Source organism: Sphingomonas sandaracina (assembly GCF_036663695.1).
Taxonomy (GTDB): domain Bacteria; phylum Pseudomonadota; class Alphaproteobacteria; order Sphingomonadales; family Sphingomonadaceae; genus Sphingomonas.
The window spans coordinates 50,463-74,033 of the sequence record NZ_JAXOJK010000006.1 but is presented as its reverse complement, the minus strand read 5'-3'; the positions used below and the strand labels follow the sequence as shown (position 1 = coordinate 74,033).

Sequence of the window (23,571 nt, the reverse complement as noted above, 5' to 3'; positions counted from 1 at the left end):
CGGAAAGACGGATTCAGGAGAGACTATGGCTGCCGATCGCAAGCGCTGGATCATCGTCGCGCTCGTCTTCGTGGCGATCATGCTGAACTATGTCGACCGCCAGATTCTGTCGCTGCTGAAGCCGACGCTGGAGGCCGAGTTCCATTGGTCGGACCAGGATTACGCCAACATGCTCTCGGCGTTCCAGGTCGCTGCTGCCGTCGCGTTTCTCGGCACCGGCTGGTTCATCGACCGGGTCGGGCTGAAGCTCGGCTTCGCGCTCGGCGTCGCGGTATGGAGCCTCGCAGGCATGGCGCATGCGGTCGTCAGCAGCGTCGGCGGGTTCATCGCCGCGCGCGTCGTGCTGGGGGGTGCGGAATCGATCGGGACGCCCGCCGCGGTCAAATCGGCAGCAACCTACTTCACGCAGCGCGAACGTTCGATCGCGCTCGGGATCGGCAACACCGCGCCGAATATCGGTGCGGTGATCACGCCGCTGGTCGTGCCCGCGCTCGCCGTCGCCTATGGCTGGCGCGCGGCGTTCCTCGCGGCGGGTGCGCTCGGGCTGGTCTGGGTCGTGGTGTGGTTTTCGGTACGGATTCCTGCGGTCGCCGAGAGCAGCGTGCGGCCTGCGCCGATCCGCTGGGGCGACCTGTTTAAGCGTCGCGAAACCGCTGCGATCGCGATCGCCAAAGTGCTGTCGGATCAGGTCTGGTTCTTCATGCTCGCCTGGCTCCCAGACCTGTTCCACCGGATGTTCGGCCTGCCGCAAGGCACCGTCGGGCTGCCCGTCGCGCTGGCCTATGCGATGGCGGCGGCGGGCGCGCTGACCGGTGGCTGGCTACCGACGCGGCTGATGGCGTGCGGCTGGAGCGTCGATCGCGCGCGCAAGGGGACGATGATGCTCTACGCACTGCTCGTCCTGCCCGTGACGTTGGTTCTGGTGGTCGACGATGCCTGGTCGGCGGCGCTGCTGCTCGGCCTGGGGCTGTTCGCGCATCAGGGGTTTTCGACCAACGTCTTCGCGCTCGCCACCGATATCGTGCCCGCACGCGCGGTGGGTTCGACGATCGGGATCGCGGCGTTCTGCGGCAACATGTGGTCGATCGTGCTGATCCAGCTTGCCGCGGTGTCGTTGGCGGCGGGCTATGGCTACGGCCCGCTGCTCGCCGTCTGTTCGGTGTCGTACCTGCTCGCGCTGGGAATGGTGCAGTTGATCATCCCCACCATCGTGGCGGTGCCGGATGACGGGTCGGACGTCGTGGTGATCGCGCACTGACGCCCGACCCGCCGTCCGACCCTGGCGGTCAGAAGTTGATCCGCCCGGTGACGCCATAGTAGCGGTCCGCGTCGCGCGGGATAATGTAGCGATAGGCGCCGCCGGGCCCGCCGCTCGTGATCGCCGAGGCAAAGCTCGTGTCGAACACGTTCTTGACCGCGAAAGTGACGCGGAACAGGTCGTCGCGTTGGACGATCCCCGCCGACAGGTCGAGCAGGCCGTAGCCCTTGATCGTCGTCGCCTCGCGGATCGCCGCACTCGCGTCGAGCTGCGAGATCTGCTTCGATTGGTAGCTGCTCTGCGCCCCCAGCGCCAAGTCGATCGCCCCACCGGTACGATAGCGATAGTCCGCGCCGAGCGACCCCTTCCATTTCGGCGCATAGCCGAGCGGCGTGCCCGATGGCACCACGCCCGTCGTCACGCCGTTGGTCGGGACATTGAACTGATCGATGTGCGCGTCGGTATAGGCGAGCCCGCCCGAAAAGCTGAGGTCGCGAACCGGCTGGAACACCAGATCCAGTTCGCCGCCGCGCGTCGAAACCTCGCCTGCATTGGTGAACCGCGTGACCAACACGCCCGCGACGATGTCGGGATTGTTCGCCTGGAAATTATGGTATTTGGCGTAATAGGCGGCGAGATTGACGACGAGTTTACCGCCGAACAGCGTGTTCTTCAGGCCCAGTTCGTAGCTGTCGGCGGTCTCGGGATCGATCACGTTCGTGCCGGTCGCGGTCAGATTGTAGAAGATGTTGAACGCCGGCCCCTTATACCCGCGCGAATAGGTAGCGTAGGCGGTCGACTGCCGGACGATGTCGAACTGCATCCCGCCCTTGCCCGACCAGTTGTCGTTCGTCGTCTTGCCGGTGAACGGCCCAAAGCTCGGCTGAATCCCTGGCCCCGCCAGCTGCGTCACGCGGCTGTGGAAGACATCGAGCTGGTCGGCGGTGTAGCGCACGCCGCCGATCAACCGCAGCCGATCCGTCAGGTTCAGCGTCGACTGGCCGAAGAAGGCGAGGTTCTTGAACGTCGAGCCGAACACCGCGGTGCCCTGCGGCCGCGTCACCGTCAGCCCCGGCGTATTGCACGGCGTCAGTACGCTCGGCGTCGGCGTCGCGGTGCAGACGATGTCCGATCGGGTGAAGCTCCGCTCGGTATAGGCGCGCGAATAGAACGCGCCGACGACGTAGCTGAAGAACTGGTTCGCGGGTGACGTGATCCGCAATTCCTGCGTGATCGTGTTGCTGACCTGCGGCCCCACATCGTGCAGCTGGTTGAACCCGACATAAGCTTGCGGCAACCAGTCGCCGTCGCGGATCTCCTCATTGTCGTATTCGCGATACGAGCCGATGTACGTGATCGTCTGGTTGCCGAGCGTCCAGTCGGCCTGGCCCGAGACGCCCCAGCTTTTTTCGTTCGACCGCGTCACCAGATCCTGGTCGATCAGCCGCGACTTGTCGCCCCGGGGCGTCGGCAGGACGCTGGCCGAAAGGCCCGTCGGCACGGTGCCGATCACTTCGGCGCAGCAATTGTCCTTGCTCCGGCGGTAATCGGCGATCAACGTGAGGGTCAGGTCGGGCGTCGGATCGGCGACGACGATCCCGCGCACGCCGTAATGCTCATAGCCGTTCACGCGGTCGCCGCCCTGCGCGAGGTTGCGGATATTGCCGTCGTAATGGCCGTAAAAACCCGTGATCCGGCTCTTGATGATCCCCGAGATCGGCAGGTCGACTGCGCCGCGCACGCGATATTCGCTGCCGTTGCTGTAATAGCCGCCCTCGACATAGCCGCCGAAATCGTTGCCGGGCCGCTTGGTGACGATGTTGATCACGCCCGCGCTGGTGTTCTTGCCGAACAGCGTGCCCTGCGGCCCGCGCAAGACCTCGATCCGGTCGACGTCGATCAGGTCGCTGAACGCCTCCCCGGCGCGACTGTAGACCACGCCGTCGACCACCGTGGAGATCGAAGGCTCGCCCGCAATCGAGAAGGTCGACGTGCCGACCCCGCGCAGGAACAGCGACTGGTTAATCGCGGTGCCCGATTTGCGGAAGTTCAGCGTCGGCACGAGATATTGCGCGCTTTCGAGATTGGTGCCGCCCTTCGCGCTGATCGCATCGCCCGAAATCACCGACACCGCGACCGGCACGTCCTGCAACCGCTCGGACCGCTTCTGCGCGGTGACGACGATGTCGCCAGGCTGGTTCTGCGCGCCGGTAGCCGGTGCCGCAGCCTCGGCAGGCGGCGCAGGTTCACTTGCACCGGTTGGGGCGGCGGTCGGCGGGGCGGCCGGCGCCTGCTGCGCGAATGCGGGCGCGGCGATCGCCAACGCGATCAGGCCGACGCCCGTCAACAATCCCGTGTTCATCTCTGCTCTCCCTTTTCCTACCTGTTCGATAGGTTATATTTGAAATCCCGCTCTGTCGTCGGCGGTTCGTCTTTGGTCCGGGCAAGGCCCGCTATCGTCAAAAAAACCCGGCGCCATAACCGGCGCCGAAAGTTCGGCCTTAGAACCCCAGCTCACGCATCTCCACGACGCGGTGTTCGCGCGCACTGATCTCGGCGGCGGTGCCGATCGCGACCGCCATCAGCCCGTCGCGCGCGGTGACCTCGACCGGCCCCTCGCCGCGCACCGCCGCGATGAACTTCTGATGCTCGTAATAGGTCGATCCGTGATGGCTGCCGGCGTCGAGTGCGAGCGGGTCGACCTCGACGATGCGGCGCGTCACCTGCTTCGGGTTGCGGAAACCCACGCGCGGCGACCGGACCAGCGCGCCCTCGGGGATCAGCACCTCGAGCCGCGCCGCGTCGCCGACCGCGGCGATCTCCTCTTGGTTCTCGGCACCGTCGGCGAACATCGACAGATCGAGCATCGCGCGCACGCCGTTGGCGAAATCGATCGTGGTATAGCTGTTGTCGATGATGTCGGGGCGCGCGCCGTCGTACAGTTCGTCGAGATGGTTCACGTCCATCGCGCCCGAGCAATAGACGCGGACCGCCTCCGACCGCGTGATCAGCCGCATCAGATCGAAGAAATGGCAGCATTTCTCGACCATCGTGCCGCCTGTGTTGCGCGCGAAGCGGTTCCAGTCGCCGACCTTGGGCAGGAATGGAAAGCGGTGTTCGCGGATCGACAGCATCTTGAGCGCGCCGATCGTGCCGCCATGAACCTCGTCGATGAATGCGGCGGCGGGCGGCATGTAGCGATATTCCATCGCCGTCCAGAACGGTGCGTCGCTCGCCTCGGCCTGGTCGACGATCCAGCGCGCGTCGTCGATCGTCGTCGCCAGCGGCTTTTCGCACAGGATCGCGATCCCCTCGCCGAACAGCGGGGTCAGCACGTCGCGGTGCGTGTTGTTCGGGCTCGCGACGATCACCGCATCGACCAGCCCGCTGGCGGCCAGCGCCTTGGAGTCCGCAAACGCCGCGACCCCGGCGGAACGCTCGGGCCCCAGCGCATCGCGCGCCCAGCTCAGCGACGCCTCGGTCGGATCGGCAATCGCGGTCACCACCGCGCCGGGCGTGATGGCGAGGTTGGCGAGATGCTCGACCCCCATCATGCCGGTGCCTACCAACCCGTAACGGACTTGCTCAACCGGCATTCGTATCCCTATCATGACAACGATGTCTGATATCCATCTTACACCTGATTCGCGTCCCCTCGGCAAGAGCGGAATCCTCGTCTCACCGGTCGCGTGGGGCATGTGGCGGTTCGCCGGCAACACGCTCGACGAAGGTCGCGCATTGATCGAGGCCGCGTTCGATGCCGGGATCACGTTGTTCGACACCGCCGACATCTACGGGTTCGACGGCAGCGGCGGGTTCGGCGATGCGGAAACGTTGCTCGGACGAATCTTCGCCGCCTCCCCCGGGTTGCGCGATCGCATGGTGCTCACGACCAAGGGCGGCATCACCCCGCCGGTGCCGTATGATTCGAGCCGCGACTATCTCATGGCCGCGCTCGATGCGTCGCTCGCGCGGATGCAGGTCGACCATGTCGATCTCTACCAGATCCACCGTCCCGACATTCTCGCGCATCCGCACGAAGTGGCCCGCACGCTCGAGGACATGGTATCGTCGGGCAAGGTGCGCAGCATCGGCGTATCCAATTACACGCCTGCACAGACCGCGACGCTCGCATCGTTCCTGAAGGACGTGCCGCTTGCGACGCAGCAGCCCGAATTTTCGCCGCTGTTCCTTGATCCGATGACCAACGGGCTGTTCGATCAGGCTATCGAGCGCGATATCGCTGTCCTCGCGTGGTCGCCGCTCGGCGGTGGGCGGATCGCGAAGCCGACGACGCCGCACGAGACTGCCGTTGCCGCCGCGCTGGACGCGGTCGCCACCAAGTTCGGGGTCAGCCGGTCGACGGCCACCTATAGCTGGATCATGGCGCACCCGGCGCGCGCGATCCCGATCGTCGGCACGCAGAACGCCGGCCGGATCGCCGAACTGCGCGACGTCTTCAAGATCCACTGGTCGCGCGACGACTGGTACGCGGTGCTGACCGCCGCGCGCGGGGAGCCGCTGCCATGACGGCGGGCCCTTGCGAGGTTTCGTGGTTCTCCGCGCTCTGCGACGACGACTATGAGTTTCTCGGGCAGCCCGACCCTGCGCTTGCGTCGAGCTGGGAACATTGCCGCGACATCGTTATGCAGGCCGAGACCGGCGGGTTCGACAATGTCCTGCTTCCGTCCGGCTATGCGCTGGGGATCGACACCACTGCGTTCGCCGCGGGGATCGCCGCGCTGACCACGCGTATCAAGCTGCTGATGGCGGTGCGCGTCGGTGAATCCTGGCCGCCGCAACTCGCGCGCCAGATCGCAACGATCGACCGGATGACCGGCGGGCGGCTGACGATCAACATCATCTCGTCCGACATGCCGGGCGAGACGCTCGGCTCGGCACCGCGCTATGCACGCACGGTCGAGGCGATGCATATCCTCAAGACTCTGCTCAACGGCGAACCGCTCGATCACCAGGGCGAGTTCTGGCAGCTGAAGGTCGATCCGCCGCGTGTCCGCACGGTGTCGGGCAAGGCACCTTTGCTGTATTTCGGCGGCCTGTCGCCCGACGCGCGCGATGCCGCGGCCAAGGGTTGCGACGTGTTCCTGATGTGGCCCGACAAGAAGGAAACGGTCGCCGCGATCATCGCCGACATGACCGCGCGCGCCGCCGCGTATGGCCGCACGCTGCGCTTCGGCTACCGCGCGCACGTCATCGTCCGCGATACCGAGGCCGAAGCACGTACCGATGCCGATCGCCTGCTGTCGAAACTTGACGCGCAACAGGGTGCAGAGATCCGCGCGAAATCGCTCGACTCCACGTCGGCCGGCGTTGCTGCGCAGGCGGCGCTGCGCGAGACCGCGGCCGACGACGGCTATGCCGAGGAGAATTTGTGGACCGGCGTCGGTCGTGCGCGTTCTGGCTGTGGTGCGGCGATCGTTGGTGATCCCGATCAGGTGCTCGCGAAGCTGCGCATGTATCAGGACATGGGGATCGAAGCGTTCATCCTGTCGGGCTACCCGCACGCGTCCGAGGCTGACCTGTTCGCCCGCCACGTCCTGCCCCGGATCGATCACGCGCCCCTGACGTGATGATCGCGCGTGTAACGGCTTGGCCGACACCGACATTTATACCCGGTCAAATGGTAGTTTCGGATCGTTCGCCGCTGACGAAATAGCCTTAAGTAATGCGCCACTCCAACACGGGCGGTGGCGATGACGGACCTGCATGACGGCGGCGGTATGACCGCGCCTGACGATTATCTCGATGACGACGCGACCTACTTTCGCACGCGTGCGGCATGGCATCGGACCCGCGCATCGGCCGCGCAGGATGTCCCGACACGCAATCTGCACAGGAAATTCGCGAGCCTGTACGAAGCGCGCTCGCTGTCCTGAGCTGGTACAAACAGCTCAGTATTCCGGATAAAAATACCAGGAACCATAGAGTTAGGACCGGGTTTATTCGCCTGATCCGATAGCGCGTCGCTTTCCGGAAAATTCCTGGAGCGTTGCTCATGAAGCGCATGTTCGCGATTCCCGAGGTTTCGACCTCGCACAGAACGCCGCCTGCCGCACCGCTCCGCGAACGCGACACGTCAGCCTAATAGCGGCGCTATCCTGTCGTACGGATCTATCTCCGCATGGCCATTTCGTCAGTGCCTGACGCCATGACCGGCCGCGCGAATCGCGGCCTCTCCGATCAAAGGACACGAGCATGAACAAGGACGAATTCCAGGGCGGTGCCCGCTATGTCGGCGGCAAGATCGAGAAGACGGTCGGCGATACCGTGAACAGCACCGACTGGAAGGTCGACGGCGTCGTCGATCAGGTCGCCGGTGGTGCGCAGAACTTGTACGGTCGCGCCAAGTCGGCGATCGAGGACGTCGTCGACGGCGCCCCCGAACTCGCCGACAAGCTCGGCAGCGAGGCGCGTCATGCTGCGGACCGTACCGCCGAGGCAGCCCGCCGGGGTGCGCTGACCGCACAGGGCTCCGCCAAGGATGCGCCGCTGCTGTGGGCACTCGGTGCAGCCGCGATCGGCTACGGCCTCGCCTGGTTCGTTCACGGACCGCGCGACTAAGCCGATGCCCCCGGTCCCGATCCTCAAATCGCTCCGCGACTCCGCCGATCTGCGCCACTTGCGTCAGATCATCACGGGGCTCGACGAGGGTGTGATTCTGGTCGATCCCGATCAGTCGATCCTGTGGGCGAACGCTGCGGCGCTTGCGATGCACGGGGTCGACGCGGTCGAGGAGATCGGGGCCACGGTCGACGACTACCGGGCACGGTTCCAGTTGCGCTATCGCAACAACCACCGGTTGAACGGCGCCGACTATCCGATCGAGCGGGTCGTCTCGGGCGAGGCGTTCTCGCAGGTCGTGGTCGAGGTCGCGGTCGCCGGCGACGACGACCCCCGCTGGGTCCATCAGGTCCGAAGCCTGGTTCTGACCGACGACGACGACGCTCCCGAATGCCTTGTGCTGATCATTCAGGACGTGTCGGCGCAATTCGAGGCGGAGGATCGGTTCGAACAGTCCTTCAACGCGAACCCCGCCCCGGCGGTGATCTGCCGGTTGAGCGACTTGCGCTTCGTCAAGGTCAACCAGGGGTTCGCCGACATGACGGGGCATGACCGCGCGGAGGTCTTGTCGCGCACCGTCTACGACATCGACGTGCTCGAGCGCGCGGAGAAGCGCGACCTGGCGAAGCAGCGGCTGTCCGAAGGTCGCACGATCCCGCAGATGGAGGCCGAACTCGCTCTCCCGGACGGCACGACCAAGCTCGTCATCGTCGCAGGTCAGCCGATTGACATGGGTGATCAGCCCTGCATGTTGTTCACGTTCGCCGACCTCGAACCCCGTCGCAAGGCCGAGACCGCGCTTCGCCAAAGCGAGGAACGGTTCATGCGGACCTTCTCGCTGGCACCCGTCGCGCTGGCGATCGGTTCGCTCGATGGACATCGGCTTTGCGACGTGAACGAGGCTTTCACCGCGCTCACCGGCTATACATCGCATGAGATCATCGGCCGCCCCCTCGGCGAGGTCGGGCTGTGGGAAACGCCCGCGATCCGGACTGCGATCGAATCGGATATCGATGCCGGCACTGCCATTCGCGATCGGGAAACGCGTATCCGGGAAAAGGACGGCGACGTCCTCGACTGCATGATTTCGGCAGAGCCCATTAATCTCGGCGACGAGCCCTGCGTGTTGTGGGCGATGCGCGACATCAGCACGCGCAAGGCCTCCGAACGCGAACTGGTCAACGCAATCGAAGCGGTCATGAAGGATACGAGCTGGCTCAGCCGCTCGATCATGGAAAAGCTCGCCAGGCTCAGGGCGCCGGATACCGTTCCGGCTGGCGTCGGGCTCGACGAACTGACGCCGCGCGAGCGCGAGGTGCTGGCACTGATCTGCCGCGGTCTCGACGACAAGTCGATCGCCCGCACCCTGGACGTCTCGGGCAATACCGTGCGCAATCACGTCGCGCGGATCTATTCCAAGATCGGCGTCAATCGCCGCAACGCCGCTGCTGCGTGGGCGCGCGCGCGTGGGTTCGACGGCGATTCGATGCCGACGCCACAGCGTTCCGCCACGCCCGCCAAGGAGATGGCAGCATGACCAGCAAGAAAGACGACGCTCGGGTTCGGCAAGCCAAAGGCTCCGTGCAGGAAGCCATCGGCAAGATCATCGGCGACGTCGCTGTCGAAAAGGAAGGCTCTCGTGAAAGCGAGGCCGGCGCCAAACAGGCAGGCCCCAAGGCCCCCGTCGACCGGACCGACAAGACCTAAGCATCCCCCGACACGATTTTATATAACAGGAGTGAACATGGCTATCCACACGACATCCGGCGTTCTGCCGGAACATGACGCGCATTTCTTAAAGACGCCTACCCGCATCTCGTGGGGCGCGATCTTTGCGGGCGTTGTGATCGCAATCGCGGTCCAGCTCGTCCTTGGGATCCTCGGCACGGGCATTGGCCTGAGCCTCGTCGATCCGGTCGAAGGCACGACGCCGGGCGCAGCGGGTTTCGGGATCGGCGCAGGGATCTACTGGGTCATCACGACGGTCATCGCTCTGGGCGCGGGCGGCTATTCGGCCGCGCGTCTGGCTGGTGTGCATGATCGGTTCGACGGTCTGGTCCACGGCTTGGTCGTATGGGGCGTGACGCTCATACTGACCCTGTACCTGCTGACCTCGGCGGTCGGTGGCATCATCGGGGGTGCATTCCGCACGGTCGGCTCGGTCGCGACCGCAGCCGGCACCGGTATCGGCGCCGCTGCCCCCAAGGTTGCCGACGTCGCCGGCGTCGACACGGGCGATGTGCGCGAGGAAGCATCCGCGTATCTGTCGGACGCACCGTCCGATCCCGCGCAGATGACCCCCGAACAGGCTCAGAAGGAAATCGCCAAGGAACTGCCGGCACTCGCCCGCGGTGGCCAGGACGGCGCGCAGGCTGAAGGCCGCATCGTCGATATCGTTGCCGCTCAGCGCAAGATCGGCCGTCCCGAGGCCCAGGCCCAGGTGACGCGCGCCAAGGCGCAGTTCGTGAAGACCGAGGACAACGCGGTCCAAACCGCCAAGTCCACCGCAGACAAGGCCGCCGGTGCAGCCGCCGGAACGTCCTTCATGGTCGTGATCGCGCTGCTGATCGGTGCCGCTGCCGCAGGCTTCGGTGCAACCGCAGCGACGCGCCGCCGCGTCTGATATCGTCGCGTCTGATATCAACGGGGACGCTATCGGCTTGCCGGTAGCGTCCCCGCTCGCGTTTTCAGTCAATGACGGATTCGAAGGCCGTCTCGACCGACTTGTCCGGCACCTTATCGGCCGATCGCAACATGTTATGGAAGATGTCATGGTTAAACCAACGGTCGACGAACGTCTCCTTCAGAACGCGATCGAGCGCGCGTTGGCGATAGCCGATGCCCAAGGCAATAATCTGGTTGCAGCCCTGCTGGCCGAAGCACTCGATGCCGCAGGCGGCAGTGAGCAGGACTGAGCTACTGCGGCCTTGCCGAGGCTGCGCACGTCGAAAATCGGTAGACGCCAAAACCCTGCCTTAGTCCACGATCGTTTATGTAAGCGACAGCTCGCCATCGGAGGAAGTAAACCGAAGCTGAACGAGCCTATTCAGCTTTCCGCGATCGGTGTTGGTTATAGTCAACGCGGCGGAACACTCTCCACCGTCATCGTTCGATGAAAAGATGTTCATACCGGAACTTACGATACCCAAATCGTCTTTCCGGAATCGGCTTACGCGATGCAAGGATGTGCGAAGATGGCAAGCAAGGCTTCGACGCACCCTGGGGAACGGCACGACCGCGATGCCGGTCGCGCGAAGACCGCTCTTCAATCGCTCAATTTCTTCATGGCCGACATGCAAGCGGGCATCGGCCCGTTCCTGGGCGTGTTCCTTCAGCAACGCGGATGGTCGACCGGTCCGATCGGCACGGTGATGACCGCGGGCGGCGTCGCGGGCATGATCATGACGGTCCCCGCTGGCGCATTCATCGACCACACCGAGAAGAAGCGGATGGTGGTGATCGTCACCGGCATCTGCACGGTGATGGCGTCGTTCCTGATCCTGCTTTCGCAATCCGCATGGGTCGTCACCGTCAGCCAGGTCGCGACGGCGATCGCCGGCGCCGCGATCGGCCCCGCGGTCGCGGGCATGACGCTCGGCGTCGTCCGCCAGCGCGGGTTCAACGCGCAGAACGGCCGCAACCAGGCCTGGAACCACGCGGGCAACATGATCGGCGCGGGACTGTCCGGCTATCTCGGCTGGAAATTCGGGATGCCTGCGATCTTCTATCTCGCCGCGGTGTTCGGCGTGCTCGCGATCGCGAGCGTCCTGATGATCCCCGAAAAGGCGATCGACCACCGCGCCGCGCGCGGTCTCGAAGCCGCCGACGACGATACCGGGAGCGAAGGAGAAAGCGGCAAGGCGGAAGGCTTCAAGGCGCTGCTCCGCAACAAGCCGATGCTGATCCTGGCGGCCGCCCTCGCCTGTTTTCATCTCGGCAATGGCGCGATGCTGCCGTTATACGGGCTGGCGGTGGTCGGTGCGGGCAAGGGCAACGCCGCACTCTTCACCGCGGAGACCGTCGTCGTCGCGCAGGCGGTGATGATCGTCGCGTCGTTGCTGGCGATGCGGATGTCAGCGGGCAAGGGCTATTGGCTGGTGCTGCTGATCTCGTTCGCCGCGCTGCCGTTGCGCGGGTTCCTTGCCGGCACCTTCATCGAACATTGGGGCGTCTGGCCGGTCCAGGCGCTCGACGGGATCGGCGCGGGATTGCAGAGCGTCGCGGTGCCGGGACTCGTGGCGTGCCTGCTCGACGGCACCGGCCGCGTGAACGTCGGCCAGGGTGCGGTGATGACCGTGCAGGGCGTCGGTGCCTCGCTCAGCCCGGCGATCGGCGGATGGCTCGCGCAGGAACTCGGTTACAACATCGCCTTCTATATCCTCGGTAGCTTCGCGATCGTCAGCGTTGCGCTTTGGGTGGGTTTCGCGGGAACCTTGCGCCCCGCCTGTGCGGGATCACGGTCGCAGCATAAGGAACAAACGGCATGACGCCCTCGCTCACCTGGGTCCATATCGGCGATCTCCACATGGACGAGGCTAACGGCTGGCAGAGCCGCGACCGGCTCGCCGCGATCGTCGCCGAGATCAACGCGCATATCGGCGACACGGCCGATTTCGTCTATCTGCCCGGCGACAACGCGAACCACGCGACCGCCGAGCAATACCGCATCATCACCGACACGCTCGCGCCGCTGTCGCTCCCCTACCGCGTCATCCCCGGCGATCATGATTTCGAACTCGGCGATCTCGCCAATTACGACGCGGCGTTCCCTAAGTCCAACCGGCCCGAGGCGGAGGTCATCGCCGGCCATCGCTGCATCTTTCTCGACATCATTTCGGCCGGCGCGGGCGGTCCCGACTTCCGGCTGACGATGCACCATCGCAACCGCCTGCTCGAGGAACTCGCGCGCGCCGAAGCCGAGGGCCAGACCCCGGTCGTCTTCATGCACGCCTATCCCGGCGATCTCGCCGCCGATGGCGAGGACATCGCCCGCACACTGGCCGACGCGCGAGTCGCGTTCGTCGACACCGGCCACACGCATTACAACGAACTGCTCAACGACGGCCGCGTGATCTACGGCGCGACCCGCTCGACCGGCGAAATCGAGGAAGGCGATGGCAGGCCCGGCTTCTCGATCACGACGATCCACGGTCGCGTGCCGAGCTGGCGGTTCAAGGAAACCGGCGGCGATTGGCCGTTCGTCCAGATCGTCGCACCCGCCGACCTCCGCCTCGTCACGCGCCCCGCCGATCCGACGCAGGTCCCCCGCCCCGGCGAGGTCGAGATCGTCGCCAAGCTGTTCGGCGCCACCGCCGACCCCGTCACGATCTCGGTCGATGACGCCGCCGCACAACCGATGATCCCGACTCCCGGCACCGCATTCTGGACGGCCCGAGTCCCGCTCGACACAGGACTGCACCGCGTGGAAGTTTCCGTCGGCACGGATCGCGACGTGATCGACATTCTGGTCCGCGGCGAAAAGGACATTCCCCGTCGCGGCATGCCGATCGCGCCGGGACGCGATATCCACAGTATCGGCCCCTGGCCCGAACACGGTATCGAAGCGTCGAGGCTCGGTCCCAACAAGAACGGAAAGCATTGGTGATACTGGCGACGGGCGCGACATGGGGAATTTGCGCCGCCTCGACCGCCGCGGTGATCGCGCGGCCGTTCCGCTGGCCCGAGGCGATCTGGGCGGTCGCCGGTGCGGTGCTGCTGCTGCTGTTCGGCCTGATGCCCTTCCCCGCGGCGCTGCAGGCGGTCGCAAAGGGCATGGACGTCTATCTATTCCTGATCGGCATGATGCTGCTCAGCGAAACGGCGCGCGCGGAAGGGCTGTTCGACTGGGTCGCGGCCACCGCGGCGATCCATGCCAAGGGATCGCGCGCGCGCCTGTTCGCGCTGGTCTACGTCACGGGAATCGTCACCACGACGTTCCTGTCCAACGATGCGACCGCGGTCGTGCTGACCCCGGCGGTGTATGCTGCGGCGAAGAAGGCGAAGGCGGACCCCCTGCCCCTCCTGTTCGCCTGCGCGCTGATCGCCAACGCGGCGAGCTTCGTGCTGCCGATCTCCAACCCCGCCAATCTGGTCCTGTATGGTGGCAAGATGCCGCCGCTCGGCCAGTGGTTCGCCTCGTTCGCGCTGCCGTCGCTCGCCTCGATCCTCGTCACCTTCCTCGTCCTGCGCTGGCTCGAGCGCAAGCGACTGGCGGGCGAGTGCGTCAGCGATGTCGAGCGCACGCCGCTGACCGCCGGCGGCAAGGCCGCGTTCGTCGGGATCGTCGCGACCGCAGTCGTCTTGCTGGTCGTCTCCGCGCTCGACATGGAACTGGGCCTGCCGACCGCGATCGCCGGGATCGTCACGACGCTGGCGGTATCGGCGATCGCGAAGTCGTCGCCGCTGAAACTTGCGCGTGAAATTTCTTGGAGCGTGCTGCCGCTCGTCGCCGGCCTATTCGTGCTGGTCGAGGCGCTCGACCTGACCGGCGTGATCGGGCAGGTCGCGCAGGCCGTCCGGAGCCTGTCCGTCGATCCCGCGCACGGCGCGGCGGTGTCGGGGACGATCCTCGCCTTCGGGTCCAACCTGATGAACAACCTCCCCGCCGGCCTGGTCGCGAGCACCGCCGTCGCGCAGGCGCATCCGCCGCGCCTGATCGTCGACGGCCTGCTGATCGGCGTCGATCTCGGCCCGAACCTGTCGATCACCGGCAGTCTCGCGACGATCCTGTGGTTGCAGGCGATTCGCCGCGAAGGCGAGGATGTCGGCTTCTGGCGCTTCCTGAAGGTCGGCGCGGTCGCGATGCCGCTTGCGTTGCTCGCCGCGCTCGGCACGCGTATCGCGCTCGGATGACCCGCACCCGCCCCTGGCGCAAAGTCCTGATCGCGCTGTTCGTCGCCGTCGTGGCGTTTACCGGCTATCACGCGGTCCGCACCGTCAGCGACGCGATCTACTGGAACGCGCACCGTGACGAGCCGATCGAACGCTGGATGACGATCGGCTATGTCGCGCATTCCTATCACGTGCCCCCGCACATCCTGCATCAGGCGCTGAACCTGCAACCCGCCCCCGACCACCGCACGCTCGGCCGAATCGCGCGACAGAGCGGCCGGACGATGACGCAGGTCGAGGCGAAACTCACCTATGCGATCGTCCATGCGCGCCCGCCCTATCCGCCGCCCGGCCCGCCGCCGCGGTCGTTCCAGCCTGCGCCGTCGCCCAAACCGTGACGGAACAACTCCTCGAACTGCTGACCACCTACGGCCTGCCCGCGCTGTTCGGCGCGATGGTGCTCGCCGCCGCGGGCATGCCGTTCCCGAGTTCGCTCACGCTGGTCGCGATGGGATCGTTCGTCGCGCAGGGCGAGCTGTCATTCTGGCCGGTGGTGTTCGCTGGCACTACCGGTGCGATCGTCGGCGACCAGATCGGCTATGCGTTCGGTCGCTACGGCGGGCGCCCGCTGCTCGCGGCGGTGACGCGGCGGATCGGCGGCGCGGAGAAGGTCGAGCAGGCCGAAGCCTATTCTCGCAAATGGGCGGGCTGGGGCATCTTCTTCAGCCGCTGGTTGATCGGCCCGCTCGGCCCGTGGATCAACGTCACGAGCGGCCTGACGGAATATCCGTGGGGACGGTTCATCGCGCTCGACGTCGCGGGCGAATTCCTGTGGCTGCTGATCTACGTCTCGCTTGGCCGCGCGTTCAGCGATCAGGTCCAGACGATCGCGAGCCTGCTCGGCAACCTCACCTGGGTCATCGTCGGGGTGTTGGTCGCCGGCCTGCTCGGCTGGAAGCTGTTCGCAAAATCGTCGAATAGCGAGACCGCCCCGGAATCCGACGAACGGACCGCAACGAAGCAGTGATGCTGGCATGATGTGGAGCGGGTGAAGGGAATCGAACCCTCGTCACTTGCTTGGGAAGCAAAAGCTCTACCATTGAGCTACACCCGCATAGCCTTGAGATTACCGCGTAATGTCAGGCATCGGCGGTTGCTGTGCAGCACGCCGATGCCCCGCCTCTATCCGCTGCCCGTGGTCGGCGCAAGAGTCCCTTTCGCGCATGCGGCGGAGCGCTTTCCTGTTACGGTGAGGGTATGGACGAACTGACGCTCAGCGTGGTCGGCATCGACTTTCCCAATGCGGACCGGAGCAAGAGCAACCGGCGCATGGAACTGCTGCTCTGCGCGCCCGGCGAACCGGTCGACCTCCGCCGCGAGCCAAAGAACCCGCACGACGCCAACGCGGTGGCGGTCTTCAGCACCCGCGGCATCCAGATGGGCTATCTTTCCGCCGAGCGCGCACCGCTGATCGGCCGACGGATGCAGCAGGAGGAGCATGTCGCGGTGTTCCAGGCGCTGGTCGACAGCATGGGCTACGTCCGTATCCGGTTCGGCGGCGGGGTACCGACACTGCCGGACCCAGAAGCGCCCCCGCCTGCAAGGTCTCGCGCGGCAACGTTCGACCCGGACGCCTTCTACCCCGATCCCGAAGGACCCGAATGGGGCGCATGACCGCCGATCGGAGGGGGCGGACACGCACCAGAGGTCGTCGCCCCCTCCCCCTCCGTCGCTACCCGCCACCTCCCCCTTGCGGGGGAGGATACTCGAATAGCCCTAGATCGCCTGCCCGCTGACCGTCCGTCCGGTCGCTTCGAGATCGCGGGTCAGATCGGCAAGGCAGCGATCGACCAAAGCTTCGTCCGAACTCCGCACCACGAAGTTCGCGCCCGTCTTGCCATCGCGGAAGAACGGGTAACTGCCGATCGCGACGCCCTCATGCGTCTTCTCGGCATCGCGCAACAGGTCGGCGACCTCGCTTTCCGCGACCCAGCACCCGATCGTCTTCGACACTACCGGACGCCCGCCCTCGAGCGTTCCGGTCAGCGCGTCGAGCATGCCCGCAGTGATATGCGGGACGCCCGCCATGATGAAGATGTTGCCGATCTTGATCCCCGGCGCACCCGACACCTTGTTGTCTATCAGGTCCGCCCCGACAGGCACTCGCGCCATCCTTGCGCGCGCTTCGGTGAGCCCGCCACGCGTCGCGTAATACGCCTCCAGCACCGCCATCGCGCGCGGATGGTGCTCGACCGCGACGCCCAGCGCCTCGGCGATCGCGTCCACCGTGATGTCGTCATGAGTCGGCCCGATCCCGCCGGTCGTGAACAGGTAATCGTTGCGGGCACGGAGGATGTTGACCGCCTCGACGATCGCCTCGGTCTTGTCGGCGACCACACGCACTTCCGCCAGGCGGATGCCCTGCACGTTGAGCCAGGCCGCGATCTGCGCGACGTTCTTGTCCTGCGTGCGGCCCGACAGGATCTCGTCGCCGATGATCGTCAGCGCGGCCGTCCAGATGCGTTCCTCTACCATGCCCCTCGCATAGCCTCGCAAAAGCGCGCCCGCCACGCTATATCGCGGGTCATGACCGAATATGTAACCGTCACATCGGACCAGCCCGACGCGCGCACCGGCGCCATCAAGCTCCACGGCCCCGCCGCGTTCGAAGGTATGATGAAGGCGGGCCGCCTCGCGGCCGAAACGCTCGACATGATCGTGCCGCACATGGTGCCCGGCGTCACCACCGCCGAGATCGACCGCCTCATTTACGACTTCATCGTCGCCGGCGGCGGCGTCCCCGCGACGCTCGGTTATCGCGGCTACACGCACAGCGTCTGCATCTCGATCAACCATGTCGTCTGCCACGGCATCCCGAGCGAGAAGACGCTGAAATCGGGTGACATCGTCAACGTCGACGTCACGCCCTTGCTCGACGGCTGGCACGGCGACACGAGCCGGATGTACCTGATCGGCGACGTGCCGATCAAGGCGCGCCGCCTCGTCGAAGTCACCTACGAATGCTTGATGATCGGCATCGAGCAGGCGAAACCCGGCAACCGCATGGGCGACGTCGCCAACGCGATCCAGCGCCACGCGGAAAAGCACCGCTACGGCGTGGTCCGCGATTTCTGCGGCCACGGCGTCGGCCGCCTGTTCCACGATGCCCCCGAAGTCGTCCATGTTGGCAAGCCCGGCACCGGTCCCGAGCTTCGCCCCGGCATGATCTTCACGATCGAGCCGATGATCAACATCGGCCGTCCCGACGTGAAGCTGCTCGACGACGGCTGGACGGCCGTGACGCGTGACCGCTCGCTGTCCGCGCAGTTCGAGCATTCGATCGGGATTACGGAGACTGGGTGCGACATCTTCACGCTGAGCCCCAAGGGGTACACGCAGCAGCCGTACGTTTGATACGGCTATCGGTAGGGTGTCGCGAACGGCGCCTCGCCTTGCCAACAGTCGGTTACTTTACACTTTTCCCTCTCGCGTCATCCTGACGAAAGTCAGGATTCAGAGCCACAAAGCGCCGCACTCGGTTACCCTGGATCCTGACTTTCGTCAGGATGACGGGATTTGAGAATGCCGACGCAGTCCGTCGCAACGGACGACGCCCTCGTTTGAATCAACCTACGCCGCGCCCATGCGAAGGAGTTGCGCCGACATGGCTGGTGATACCCGCAAGATCGCGTTCGAAGACGACAATCCCGAGTGGACCGAAGCCGACGTCGCGCAGGTACGCCCGATCGCCGACTTCCCCGAACTCGCAGCAGCCTTCCCGAACGGCAGCAGGCCGCGCGGTCGGCCGAAAGGCTCTGTCACGTCCGGCAAGTCGCCCGTTCCTGCACCTCGACAACGACGTGCTAGAGCGGTTCAGGACAAGCGGACCGGGCTGGCAGTCGCGGATCAACGTGACGTTGCGCGCCGCCAGGATATAGCGCGGTAATTCGCTCCGAGTGCGTTTTGCCGTAGTTCGCCTACGTGACGAACGCGTCCCACCCCGCTAAAGCCCGCCCCATGACCGAGATCACACCGCAGATCGTCGCCGACCACGGCCTGTCCCCCGAAGAATATGAGCGCGTCCTGCGCGCCATCGGCCGCGAGCCGAACATGGTCGAGCTCGGCATCTTCTCGGTCATGTGGTCCGAGCATTGCAGCTACAAATCCAGCAAGATCCACCTGATGAAGCTCCCCACCAAGGGCCCCCGCGTCATCTGCGGCCCGGGCGAGAACGCCGGCGTCGTCGATATCGGCGACAACCAGGCGGCGATCTTCAAGATGGAGAGCCACAACCACCCGTCCTATATCGAGCCCTATCAGGGCGCGGCGACCGGCGTTGGCGGCATCCTGCGCGACGTCTTCACGATGGGCGCGCGGCCGATCGCCAACCTCAACGCGCTCCGCTTTGGCCGCCCCGATCATCCCAAGATGCGCCACCTGATCTCGGGCGTCGTCCACGGCATCGGCGGCTACGGCAATTGCGTCGGCGTGCCGACCGTCGGCGGCGAAGTGAACTTCCACTCGGCGTATGACGGCAACATCCTGGTCAACGCGATGACCGTCGGGATCGCCGACCAGGACAAGATCTTCTACTCGGCCGCCAGCGGCATCGGCAATCCGATCGTCTATGTCGGCAGCAAGACCGGCCGCGACGGCATCCACGGCGCGACGATGGCCTCCGCCGATTTCGGCGAGGATTCGGACGCCAAGCGCCCGACCGTCCAGGTCGGCGATCCCTTCACCGAGAAGCTGCTGATCGAAGCCTGCCTCGAGTTGATGGCAACAGACGTCATCGTCGCGATCCAGGACATGGGCGCCGCGGGCCTCACGTCTTCGGCCGTGGAAATGGCGTCGAAGGGCGGCGTCGGCATCGAGCTGACGATGGACGACGTGCCGCAGCGCGAGACCGGCATGACGCCGTACGAGATGATGCTCTCGGAATCGCAGGAGCGCATGCTGATGGTCCTGAAGCCCGGCCGCGAAGCCGAGGCCGAGGCGATCTTCAAGAAGTGGGAACTCGATTTCGCGGTCATCGGCCGCGTCACCGACACCGGCCGGATGGTGCTGACGTTCAAGGGCGAGACCGTCTGCGACATCCCGCTCGGTCCCCTCGCCGACGAAGCACCGCTCTACGATCGCCCGCACGTCCCGACGCCGAAGCCCGCGCCGCTCGCCAACGCGCCGCACAGCAGCGACATCGCCGCCGACCTGCTGACGCTGATGGGCTCGCCCGACATCGCCTCGCGCCGCTGGATCTGGGAGCAGTACGACCACATGGTCGGCGCGGACACGGTGCAGCGCCCCGGTGGCGACGCCGCAGTCGTCCGCGTCCACGGCACGCAGAAGGCGCTGGCGATGACCACCGACTGCACGCCGCGTTACTGTTTCGCCGACCCGGTCGAGGGCGGCAAGCAGGCGGTCGCCGAAGCCTGGCGCAACCTGACCGCGGTCGGCGCGCTGCCGCTGGCGGTCACCAACTGCCTCAACTTCGCCAATCCGCAGCGCCCCGAGATCATGGGCCAGATCGTCGGCTGCCTCGAAGGCATGAGCGACGCGTGCATCGCGCTCGACTTCCCGATCGTGTCGGGCAACGTGTCGCTCTACAATGAATCGAAGGCAACGGGCGGCGGTTCCGCGATCCTGCCGACGCCGGCGATCGGCGCGATCGGTTTGCTGGCCGACTGGCAGAAGAATGCGACGATCGCGTTCAAAGGCTCGGGCGACATCATCCTCGCGGTCGGCACGCGCGGTGGTCATCTCGGCCAGTCGCTTTGGCTGCGCGAATGCCACGGCCGCGAACAGCTCGACGCCGGCCCGCCGCCGCCGGTCGATCTCGCTGCCGAGCGCCGCGTCGGCGACCTGATCCGCGAAGCGATCGCGCTGGGCCAGCTGACCGCGGTCCACGACGTGTCCGACGGCGGCATCGCGGTGACGCTGGCCGAGATGGCGCTGGCCGGCGGCATCGGCGCGATGATCGACCGGAAGCAGCCATTCGACTGCGCGCGCTCGTTCTTCGCGGAGGACCAGGGCGTCTACATCGTGACGGTCGACGACCATTCGCTACTCGACTTCCTTGGCGCAGCGCATGCGGCGGACGTCGAAGCCGAACCCCTGGGTCGCACCGGCGGCAAGCGCCTGATCTTCGAACGCCCCGACCGCGACGACGTCATCTCGCTCGATACGCTGCGGACGGCGCACGAGGGCTTCTTCCCGAAGCTGATGGGGGTCGACGCCGCACTGGCTTGATGCGCGGTGACGGCGGGCAATTGAGTGCCCCCCGGCCCCTACATAGAGCAACCGCCCCGGCGAAGGCCGGGGCCCAACCGGGATAGCGACGGTGACGAAGCGCTGCCCTTCGCCATAACCGTTCCCAATTTGGGCCCCGGCCTCCGCCGGGGTGGTCGGTCTTTGGGGCGAGGAAAACAGCTTAAACCAGAGCATGTTCCCCCGCGAAGGCCGGGACTCAGTCTGTCCTCCCACCTACCCGGGAGGACAAGAAGGCGAGAGCGTCGCCGCTCACATTCCAACCTACCGACGCCGCCGCCGGATGCGCCGCTGGAGGACATTGTGCGGGCGTGATCCCCCAGCCCACGCTGTCCTACACGCCCCGCTTATGCGAGCAGTCTCGAATGGTCACGGCCCTCCCGATATACGGTTCAGCACCGTCGAACACGGCGACACGCATCGACCGCGAAAACGCTTCCCAGCGTCTGCACTTTCTGTACTTCACTTTTTCCGCATGACCCCCGCGCCCTTCAGAATCGCCACCCTCGACCTGATCCGGGGCGTCGCCGTGATGGGTATCCTCGCTGCCAACATCGCCGCGTTCGGCTTCCCCGAATTCGCCTATATGACGCCAGCTTCGATGGGCGCGCCGAGTACGCCCGACCTGTTCGCCTGGACGGCGACCTTCATCGTCATCGACGGCAAGATGCGCGGGCTGTTCTCGTTCCTGTTCGGCGCCTCGATGCTTCTCGTGATCGACCGTGCCGAGGCGAGTGGCGACGACCCGGCGACCGTACACCTGCGACGCATGGCCTGGCTGTTCGTGTTCGGCGTCGCGCACCTGTACCTGCTCTGGTGGGGTGACATCCTCGCGCATTATGCATTGGTCGGTGCGATCGCGTACATGTTCGTGCGGTTGCCGGTGGGCTGGCTGATCGGCGTCGGCTTGGCTTGCATCGCGCTCCAGACCGTCGAGCTCGCCACGCTGAGCACGTACCTATTCGACCTCCATGCATCCGCCCACCTGCCAGGAGCGGCGACACGGGCGATCACAAACTGGCAGATGTTGGCGGATCAGTTCGGCCAACCCTCCCCCGCCGCTGTCGCGCGCGAATTGGCCGTCGGGCGTGGTGGATGGACCCATCTGGTCGCCTGGCGCTGGACGCACGCGGTCGGTCCGATCACGTTCCTGACGGTGGGCGGCCCGGAAACGCTCGGCTTCATGCTGTTCGGCATGGCCGGGCTGCGATCGGGGTTCCTGACCGGCGAATGGGCACGGCGCCGCTACACCGTGATTGCCGTCGCAGGGATCACCATCGGCTGGCTCGCTTATGCGGGGATCGCCATGTTCGACATCGCCCACGGGTTCGACGCACGCTATGTCGCGCTGTCGTGGTTGGCGCTCGCCACGCCGCTCCGGCCACTGACGATCATGGGCTATGCGGCTGCGATCATCCTCCTCGCCCACCCCGGCGGCTGGCTGACCACCCGCATCGCGGCAGCGGGCCAGATCGCGTTCTCCAACTATATCGGCACGACGCTGATTTGCACGACGGTCTTCTACGGATACGGCGTCGGACTGTACGGCGATCTCTCGCGCGCACAGCTCTATCTGGTCGTGGGCCCGATCTGGCTGGCGATGCTTGCCTGGTCGAAGCCGTGGCTCGATCGTTTCCGCTACGGTCCGCTCGAGTGGCTATGGCGCAGCCTGTCGCGGTTCGCGTGGCAGCCGATGCGCGGCTCGGCGTTTGCACCGGACCAATGACGCTATTTGCGAATAAGACGCAAAAGGGCTTGCGAGTGGTTCTCATTATCCGTATCCCATGCGCACAGCTAGGGAGTTCCCATGGTCGTCTGCGTTTGCAATGCCATACGAGAATCCGACGTCCGCAACTGCGCGCGCGGCGGTTGCACCACACCTTGCCAGGCTTTCCGGTCGATGGGGCGTCAGCCCAAATGCGGCCAGTGCGCATCGATAGCGCGAGCGATTATCGACGAGGAACGCGCCGCTGCATAAGCGTCGCAACAGCTGATAAACCTCGGAAAACCGCCATTTTTGGGGGTTGTGCTGATCTGCGTCAGCCCGCTACATGCTCCTCAGAGGTGACGGAGATATGGCCATGCGCGGCGACCCCCAAGTAATCGAATTCCTGAACGAGGCGCTCAAGAACGAGCTGACCGCGGTCAATCAATACTGGCTCCATTACCGGATGCTCGAGCATTGGGGCGTCTACAAGCTCGCCCAGTACGAGCGGATGGAGTCCATCGACGAGATGAAGCACGCCGACTGGCTGTCGGAGCGCATCCTGTTCCTCGATGGCCTGCCCAATTTCCAGCTGCTCGGCCGCCTCCGCATCGGCGAGACCGTCGAGGAAGTTTTGAAGTCGGATCTGGCGCTCGAAGTCGAGGCCACCGTCCAACTCAAGGGTGCGATCTCGTATTGCGAAGAGGTCAAGGACTATATCAGCCGCGACCTGTTCGCCCGTATCCTCGCCAGCGAGGAAGAGCATGTCGACACGCTCGAGCGCCAGTTCGAGATGATCGCGCGGATGGGCATCCACAACTACATCCAGCTCAACTCCATCTCCGAGCACGACTCGCCAAAGGCTGGCGCGGCACCGTATCTGAAGGGGTAAACTCCTCCCACCGCTCCTCTGAAGTTTAGGGGAGCGGCT

General features: G+C 65.6%; 24 protein-coding genes and 1 tRNA gene. 21 read left to right on the top strand and 4 right to left on the bottom strand.

Annotated elements, in window-relative coordinates:
* Positions 1-25: 25 nt before the first annotated feature.
* Positions 26-1,258 (top strand): MFS transporter, encoded by a 1,233-nt coding sequence (locus U1707_RS16240; RefSeq protein WP_332801105.1) that lies wholly within the window; start codon positions 26-28, stop codon positions 1,256-1,258.
* 28 nt (positions 1,259-1,286) lie between these two features.
* On the opposite strand, the gene U1707_RS16235 is transcribed toward U1707_RS16240, so the two are convergent.
* Positions 1,287-3,620: a TonB-dependent receptor gene (locus tag U1707_RS16235; protein ID WP_332801104.1), complete on the bottom strand. Its 2,334-nt coding sequence runs from the start codon at positions 3,618-3,620 to the stop codon at positions 1,287-1,289.
* Positions 3,621-3,759: 139 nt separating this feature from the next.
* A complete protein-coding gene (locus U1707_RS16230; RefSeq protein WP_332801103.1) occupies positions 3,760-4,854 on the bottom strand; it encodes a Gfo/Idh/MocA family protein in 1,095 nt (364 codons plus the stop codon).
* A 22-nt stretch (positions 4,855-4,876) separates the two neighbouring features.
* Here U1707_RS16230 and U1707_RS16225 point away from each other — a divergent pair, with 22 nt between their 5' ends.
* The 13 genes from U1707_RS16225 (at position 4,877) to U1707_RS16165 (ending at position 15,698) form a co-directional block, all read left to right on the top strand.
* On the top strand, positions 4,877-5,788 hold the full coding sequence (locus tag U1707_RS16225; protein WP_332801242.1) for an aldo/keto reductase: 912 nt from the start codon (positions 4,877-4,879) through the stop codon (positions 5,786-5,788).
* Positions 5,785-6,849 (top strand): LLM class flavin-dependent oxidoreductase, encoded by a 1,065-nt coding sequence (locus U1707_RS16220; RefSeq protein WP_332801102.1) that lies wholly within the window; start codon positions 5,785-5,787, stop codon positions 6,847-6,849. The genes U1707_RS16225 and U1707_RS16220 overlap by 4 nt, the downstream gene beginning before the upstream one ends.
* A 123-nt stretch (positions 6,850-6,972) precedes the next feature.
* Entirely contained in the window at positions 6,973-7,155 is a 183-nt protein-coding gene (locus U1707_RS16215) for a hypothetical protein (RefSeq protein ID WP_332801101.1), read from the top strand.
* 319 nt (positions 7,156-7,474) lie between these two features.
* Complete coding sequence (locus tag U1707_RS16210; RefSeq protein ID WP_332801100.1) at positions 7,475-7,840, top strand: CsbD family protein; 366 nt, start codon at positions 7,475-7,477, stop codon at positions 7,838-7,840.
* A 4-nt stretch (positions 7,841-7,844) separates the two neighbouring features.
* Positions 7,845-9,377 carry a PAS domain S-box protein gene (locus tag U1707_RS16205; protein ID WP_332801099.1) on the top strand — a complete coding sequence of 511 codons (1,533 nt, stop codon included), beginning with the start codon at positions 7,845-7,847 and terminating at the stop codon, positions 9,375-9,377.
* Positions 9,374-9,547 carry a hypothetical protein gene (locus U1707_RS16200; RefSeq protein ID WP_332801098.1) on the top strand — a complete coding sequence of 58 codons (174 nt, stop codon included), beginning with the start codon at positions 9,374-9,376 and terminating at the stop codon, positions 9,545-9,547. The genes U1707_RS16205 and U1707_RS16200 overlap by 4 nt, the downstream gene beginning before the upstream one ends.
* Positions 9,548-9,584: 37 nt before the next feature.
* Positions 9,585-10,463 carry a hypothetical protein gene (locus tag U1707_RS16195; protein WP_332801097.1) on the top strand — a complete coding sequence of 293 codons (879 nt, stop codon included), beginning with the start codon at positions 9,585-9,587 and terminating at the stop codon, positions 10,461-10,463.
* Between the two features lie 148 nt (positions 10,464-10,611).
* On the top strand, positions 10,612-10,755 hold the full coding sequence (locus tag U1707_RS16190; RefSeq protein WP_332801096.1) for a hypothetical protein: 144 nt from the start codon (positions 10,612-10,614) through the stop codon (positions 10,753-10,755).
* Positions 10,756-11,034: 279 nt separating this feature from the next.
* Positions 11,035-12,327, top strand: coding sequence for an MFS transporter (locus U1707_RS16185; RefSeq protein ID WP_332801095.1), 1,293 nt, complete (start codon positions 11,035-11,037; stop codon positions 12,325-12,327).
* Positions 12,324-13,445: a metallophosphoesterase family protein gene (locus U1707_RS16180; RefSeq protein WP_332801094.1), complete on the top strand. Its 1,122-nt coding sequence runs from the start codon at positions 12,324-12,326 to the stop codon at positions 13,443-13,445. Before U1707_RS16185 ends, U1707_RS16180 begins: the two co-directional genes overlap by 4 nt.
* Positions 13,442-14,692, top strand: a complete 1,251-nt coding sequence (locus U1707_RS16175; RefSeq protein ID WP_332801093.1) for an arsenic transporter — start codon at positions 13,442-13,444, stop codon at positions 14,690-14,692. Before U1707_RS16180 ends, U1707_RS16175 begins: the two co-directional genes overlap by 4 nt.
* Positions 14,689-15,069 carry a hypothetical protein gene (locus U1707_RS16170; protein ID WP_332801092.1) on the top strand — a complete coding sequence of 127 codons (381 nt, stop codon included), beginning with the start codon at positions 14,689-14,691 and terminating at the stop codon, positions 15,067-15,069. Before U1707_RS16175 ends, U1707_RS16170 begins: the two co-directional genes overlap by 4 nt.
* Positions 15,066-15,698, top strand: a complete 633-nt coding sequence (locus U1707_RS16165; protein ID WP_332801091.1) for a DedA family protein — start codon at positions 15,066-15,068, stop codon at positions 15,696-15,698. The genes U1707_RS16170 and U1707_RS16165 overlap by 4 nt, the downstream gene beginning before the upstream one ends.
* Before the next feature lie 13 nt (positions 15,699-15,711).
* On the opposite strand, the gene U1707_RS16160 is transcribed toward U1707_RS16165, so the two are convergent.
* Positions 15,712-15,785, bottom strand: a tRNA-Gly gene (locus U1707_RS16160).
* 143 nt (positions 15,786-15,928) lie between these two features.
* Between U1707_RS16160 and U1707_RS16155 the strand changes: the two genes are divergently transcribed.
* Positions 15,929-16,345, top strand: a complete 417-nt coding sequence (locus U1707_RS16155) for an HIRAN domain-containing protein (protein WP_332801090.1) — start codon at positions 15,929-15,931, stop codon at positions 16,343-16,345.
* Positions 16,346-16,447: 102 nt separating this feature from the next.
* Here the strand turns inward: U1707_RS16155 and U1707_RS16150 are convergent, their stop codons facing one another.
* A complete protein-coding gene (locus U1707_RS16150) occupies positions 16,448-17,206 on the bottom strand; it encodes a competence/damage-inducible protein A (protein ID WP_332801089.1) in 759 nt (252 codons plus the stop codon).
* A 51-nt stretch (positions 17,207-17,257) separates the two neighbouring features.
* Here U1707_RS16150 and map point away from each other — a divergent pair, with 51 nt between their 5' ends.
* The 6 genes from map (at position 17,258) to bfr (ending at position 23,532) form a co-directional block, all read left to right on the top strand.
* Positions 17,258-18,085, top strand: coding sequence for a type I methionyl aminopeptidase (map, locus tag U1707_RS16145; protein ID WP_332801088.1), 828 nt, complete (start codon positions 17,258-17,260; stop codon positions 18,083-18,085).
* A gap of 152 nt (positions 18,086-18,237) precedes the next feature.
* Positions 18,238-18,609 carry a BrnA antitoxin family protein gene (locus U1707_RS16140; RefSeq protein ID WP_332801087.1) on the top strand — a complete coding sequence of 124 codons (372 nt, stop codon included), beginning with the start codon at positions 18,238-18,240 and terminating at the stop codon, positions 18,607-18,609.
* A gap of 79 nt (positions 18,610-18,688) precedes the next feature.
* Positions 18,689-20,917, top strand: coding sequence for a phosphoribosylformylglycinamidine synthase subunit PurL (gene purL, locus U1707_RS16135; RefSeq protein WP_332801086.1), 2,229 nt, complete (start codon positions 18,689-18,691; stop codon positions 20,915-20,917).
* A gap of 493 nt (positions 20,918-21,410) precedes the next feature.
* On the top strand, positions 21,411-22,661 hold the full coding sequence (locus tag U1707_RS16130; RefSeq protein WP_332801085.1) for a DUF418 domain-containing protein: 1,251 nt from the start codon (positions 21,411-21,413) through the stop codon (positions 22,659-22,661).
* Between the two features lie 81 nt (positions 22,662-22,742).
* Positions 22,743-22,913 carry a (2Fe-2S)-binding protein gene (locus U1707_RS16125; protein ID WP_332801084.1) on the top strand — a complete coding sequence of 57 codons (171 nt, stop codon included), beginning with the start codon at positions 22,743-22,745 and terminating at the stop codon, positions 22,911-22,913.
* Between the two features lie 103 nt (positions 22,914-23,016).
* Positions 23,017-23,532: a bacterioferritin gene (gene bfr / locus U1707_RS16120; protein WP_056486959.1), complete on the top strand. Its 516-nt coding sequence runs from the start codon at positions 23,017-23,019 to the stop codon at positions 23,530-23,532.
* Positions 23,533-23,571: the final 39 nt, after the last annotated feature.

What these genes read in the sequence shown, in the direction of transcription:
- map (WP_332801088.1), top strand. Translation starts at nt 17,258, where the DNA reads ATGACCGAATATGTAACCGTCACATCGGACCAGCCCGACGCGCGCACC.
- U1707_RS16185 (WP_332801095.1), top strand. Translation starts at nt 11,035, where the DNA reads ATGGCAAGCAAGGCTTCGACGCACCCTGGGGAACGGCACGACCGCGAT.
- U1707_RS16220 (WP_332801102.1), top strand. Translation starts at nt 5,785, where the DNA reads ATGACGGCGGGCCCTTGCGAGGTTTCGTGGTTCTCCGCGCTCTGCGAC.
- U1707_RS16210 (WP_332801100.1), top strand. Translation starts at nt 7,475, where the DNA reads ATGAACAAGGACGAATTCCAGGGCGGTGCCCGCTATGTCGGCGGCAAG.
- U1707_RS16125 (WP_332801084.1), top strand. Translation starts at nt 22,743, where the DNA reads ATGGTCGTCTGCGTTTGCAATGCCATACGAGAATCCGACGTCCGCAAC.
- U1707_RS16195 (WP_332801097.1), top strand. Translation starts at nt 9,585, where the DNA reads ATGGCTATCCACACGACATCCGGCGTTCTGCCGGAACATGACGCGCAT.
- U1707_RS16230 (WP_332801103.1), bottom strand. Translation starts at nt 4,854, where the DNA reads ATGCCGGTTGAGCAAGTCCGTTACGGGTTGGTAGGCACCGGCATGATG.
- U1707_RS16215 (WP_332801101.1), top strand. Translation starts at nt 6,973, where the DNA reads ATGACGGACCTGCATGACGGCGGCGGTATGACCGCGCCTGACGATTAT.
- bfr (WP_056486959.1), top strand. Translation starts at nt 23,017, where the DNA reads ATGCGCGGCGACCCCCAAGTAATCGAATTCCTGAACGAGGCGCTCAAG.
- purL (WP_332801086.1), top strand. Translation starts at nt 18,689, where the DNA reads ATGACCGAGATCACACCGCAGATCGTCGCCGACCACGGCCTGTCCCCC.
- U1707_RS16235 (WP_332801104.1), bottom strand. Translation starts at nt 3,620, where the DNA reads ATGAACACGGGATTGTTGACGGGCGTCGGCCTGATCGCGTTGGCGATC.
- U1707_RS16170 (WP_332801092.1), top strand. Translation starts at nt 14,689, where the DNA reads ATGACCCGCACCCGCCCCTGGCGCAAAGTCCTGATCGCGCTGTTCGTC.
- U1707_RS16150 (WP_332801089.1), bottom strand. Translation starts at nt 17,206, where the DNA reads ATGGTAGAGGAACGCATCTGGACGGCCGCGCTGACGATCATCGGCGAC.
- U1707_RS16205 (WP_332801099.1), top strand. Translation starts at nt 7,845, where the DNA reads ATGCCCCCGGTCCCGATCCTCAAATCGCTCCGCGACTCCGCCGATCTG.
- U1707_RS16180 (WP_332801094.1), top strand. Translation starts at nt 12,324, where the DNA reads ATGACGCCCTCGCTCACCTGGGTCCATATCGGCGATCTCCACATGGAC.
- U1707_RS16225 (WP_332801242.1), top strand. Translation starts at nt 4,877, where the DNA reads ATGTCTGATATCCATCTTACACCTGATTCGCGTCCCCTCGGCAAGAGC.
- U1707_RS16130 (WP_332801085.1), top strand. Translation starts at nt 21,411, where the DNA reads ATGACCCCCGCGCCCTTCAGAATCGCCACCCTCGACCTGATCCGGGGC.
- U1707_RS16190 (WP_332801096.1), top strand. Translation starts at nt 10,612, where the DNA reads ATGGTTAAACCAACGGTCGACGAACGTCTCCTTCAGAACGCGATCGAG.
- U1707_RS16140 (WP_332801087.1), top strand. Translation starts at nt 18,238, where the DNA reads ATGACGGGATTTGAGAATGCCGACGCAGTCCGTCGCAACGGACGACGC.
- U1707_RS16240 (WP_332801105.1), top strand. Translation starts at nt 26, where the DNA reads ATGGCTGCCGATCGCAAGCGCTGGATCATCGTCGCGCTCGTCTTCGTG.
- U1707_RS16200 (WP_332801098.1), top strand. Translation starts at nt 9,374, where the DNA reads ATGACCAGCAAGAAAGACGACGCTCGGGTTCGGCAAGCCAAAGGCTCC.
- U1707_RS16155 (WP_332801090.1), top strand. Translation starts at nt 15,929, where the DNA reads ATGGACGAACTGACGCTCAGCGTGGTCGGCATCGACTTTCCCAATGCG.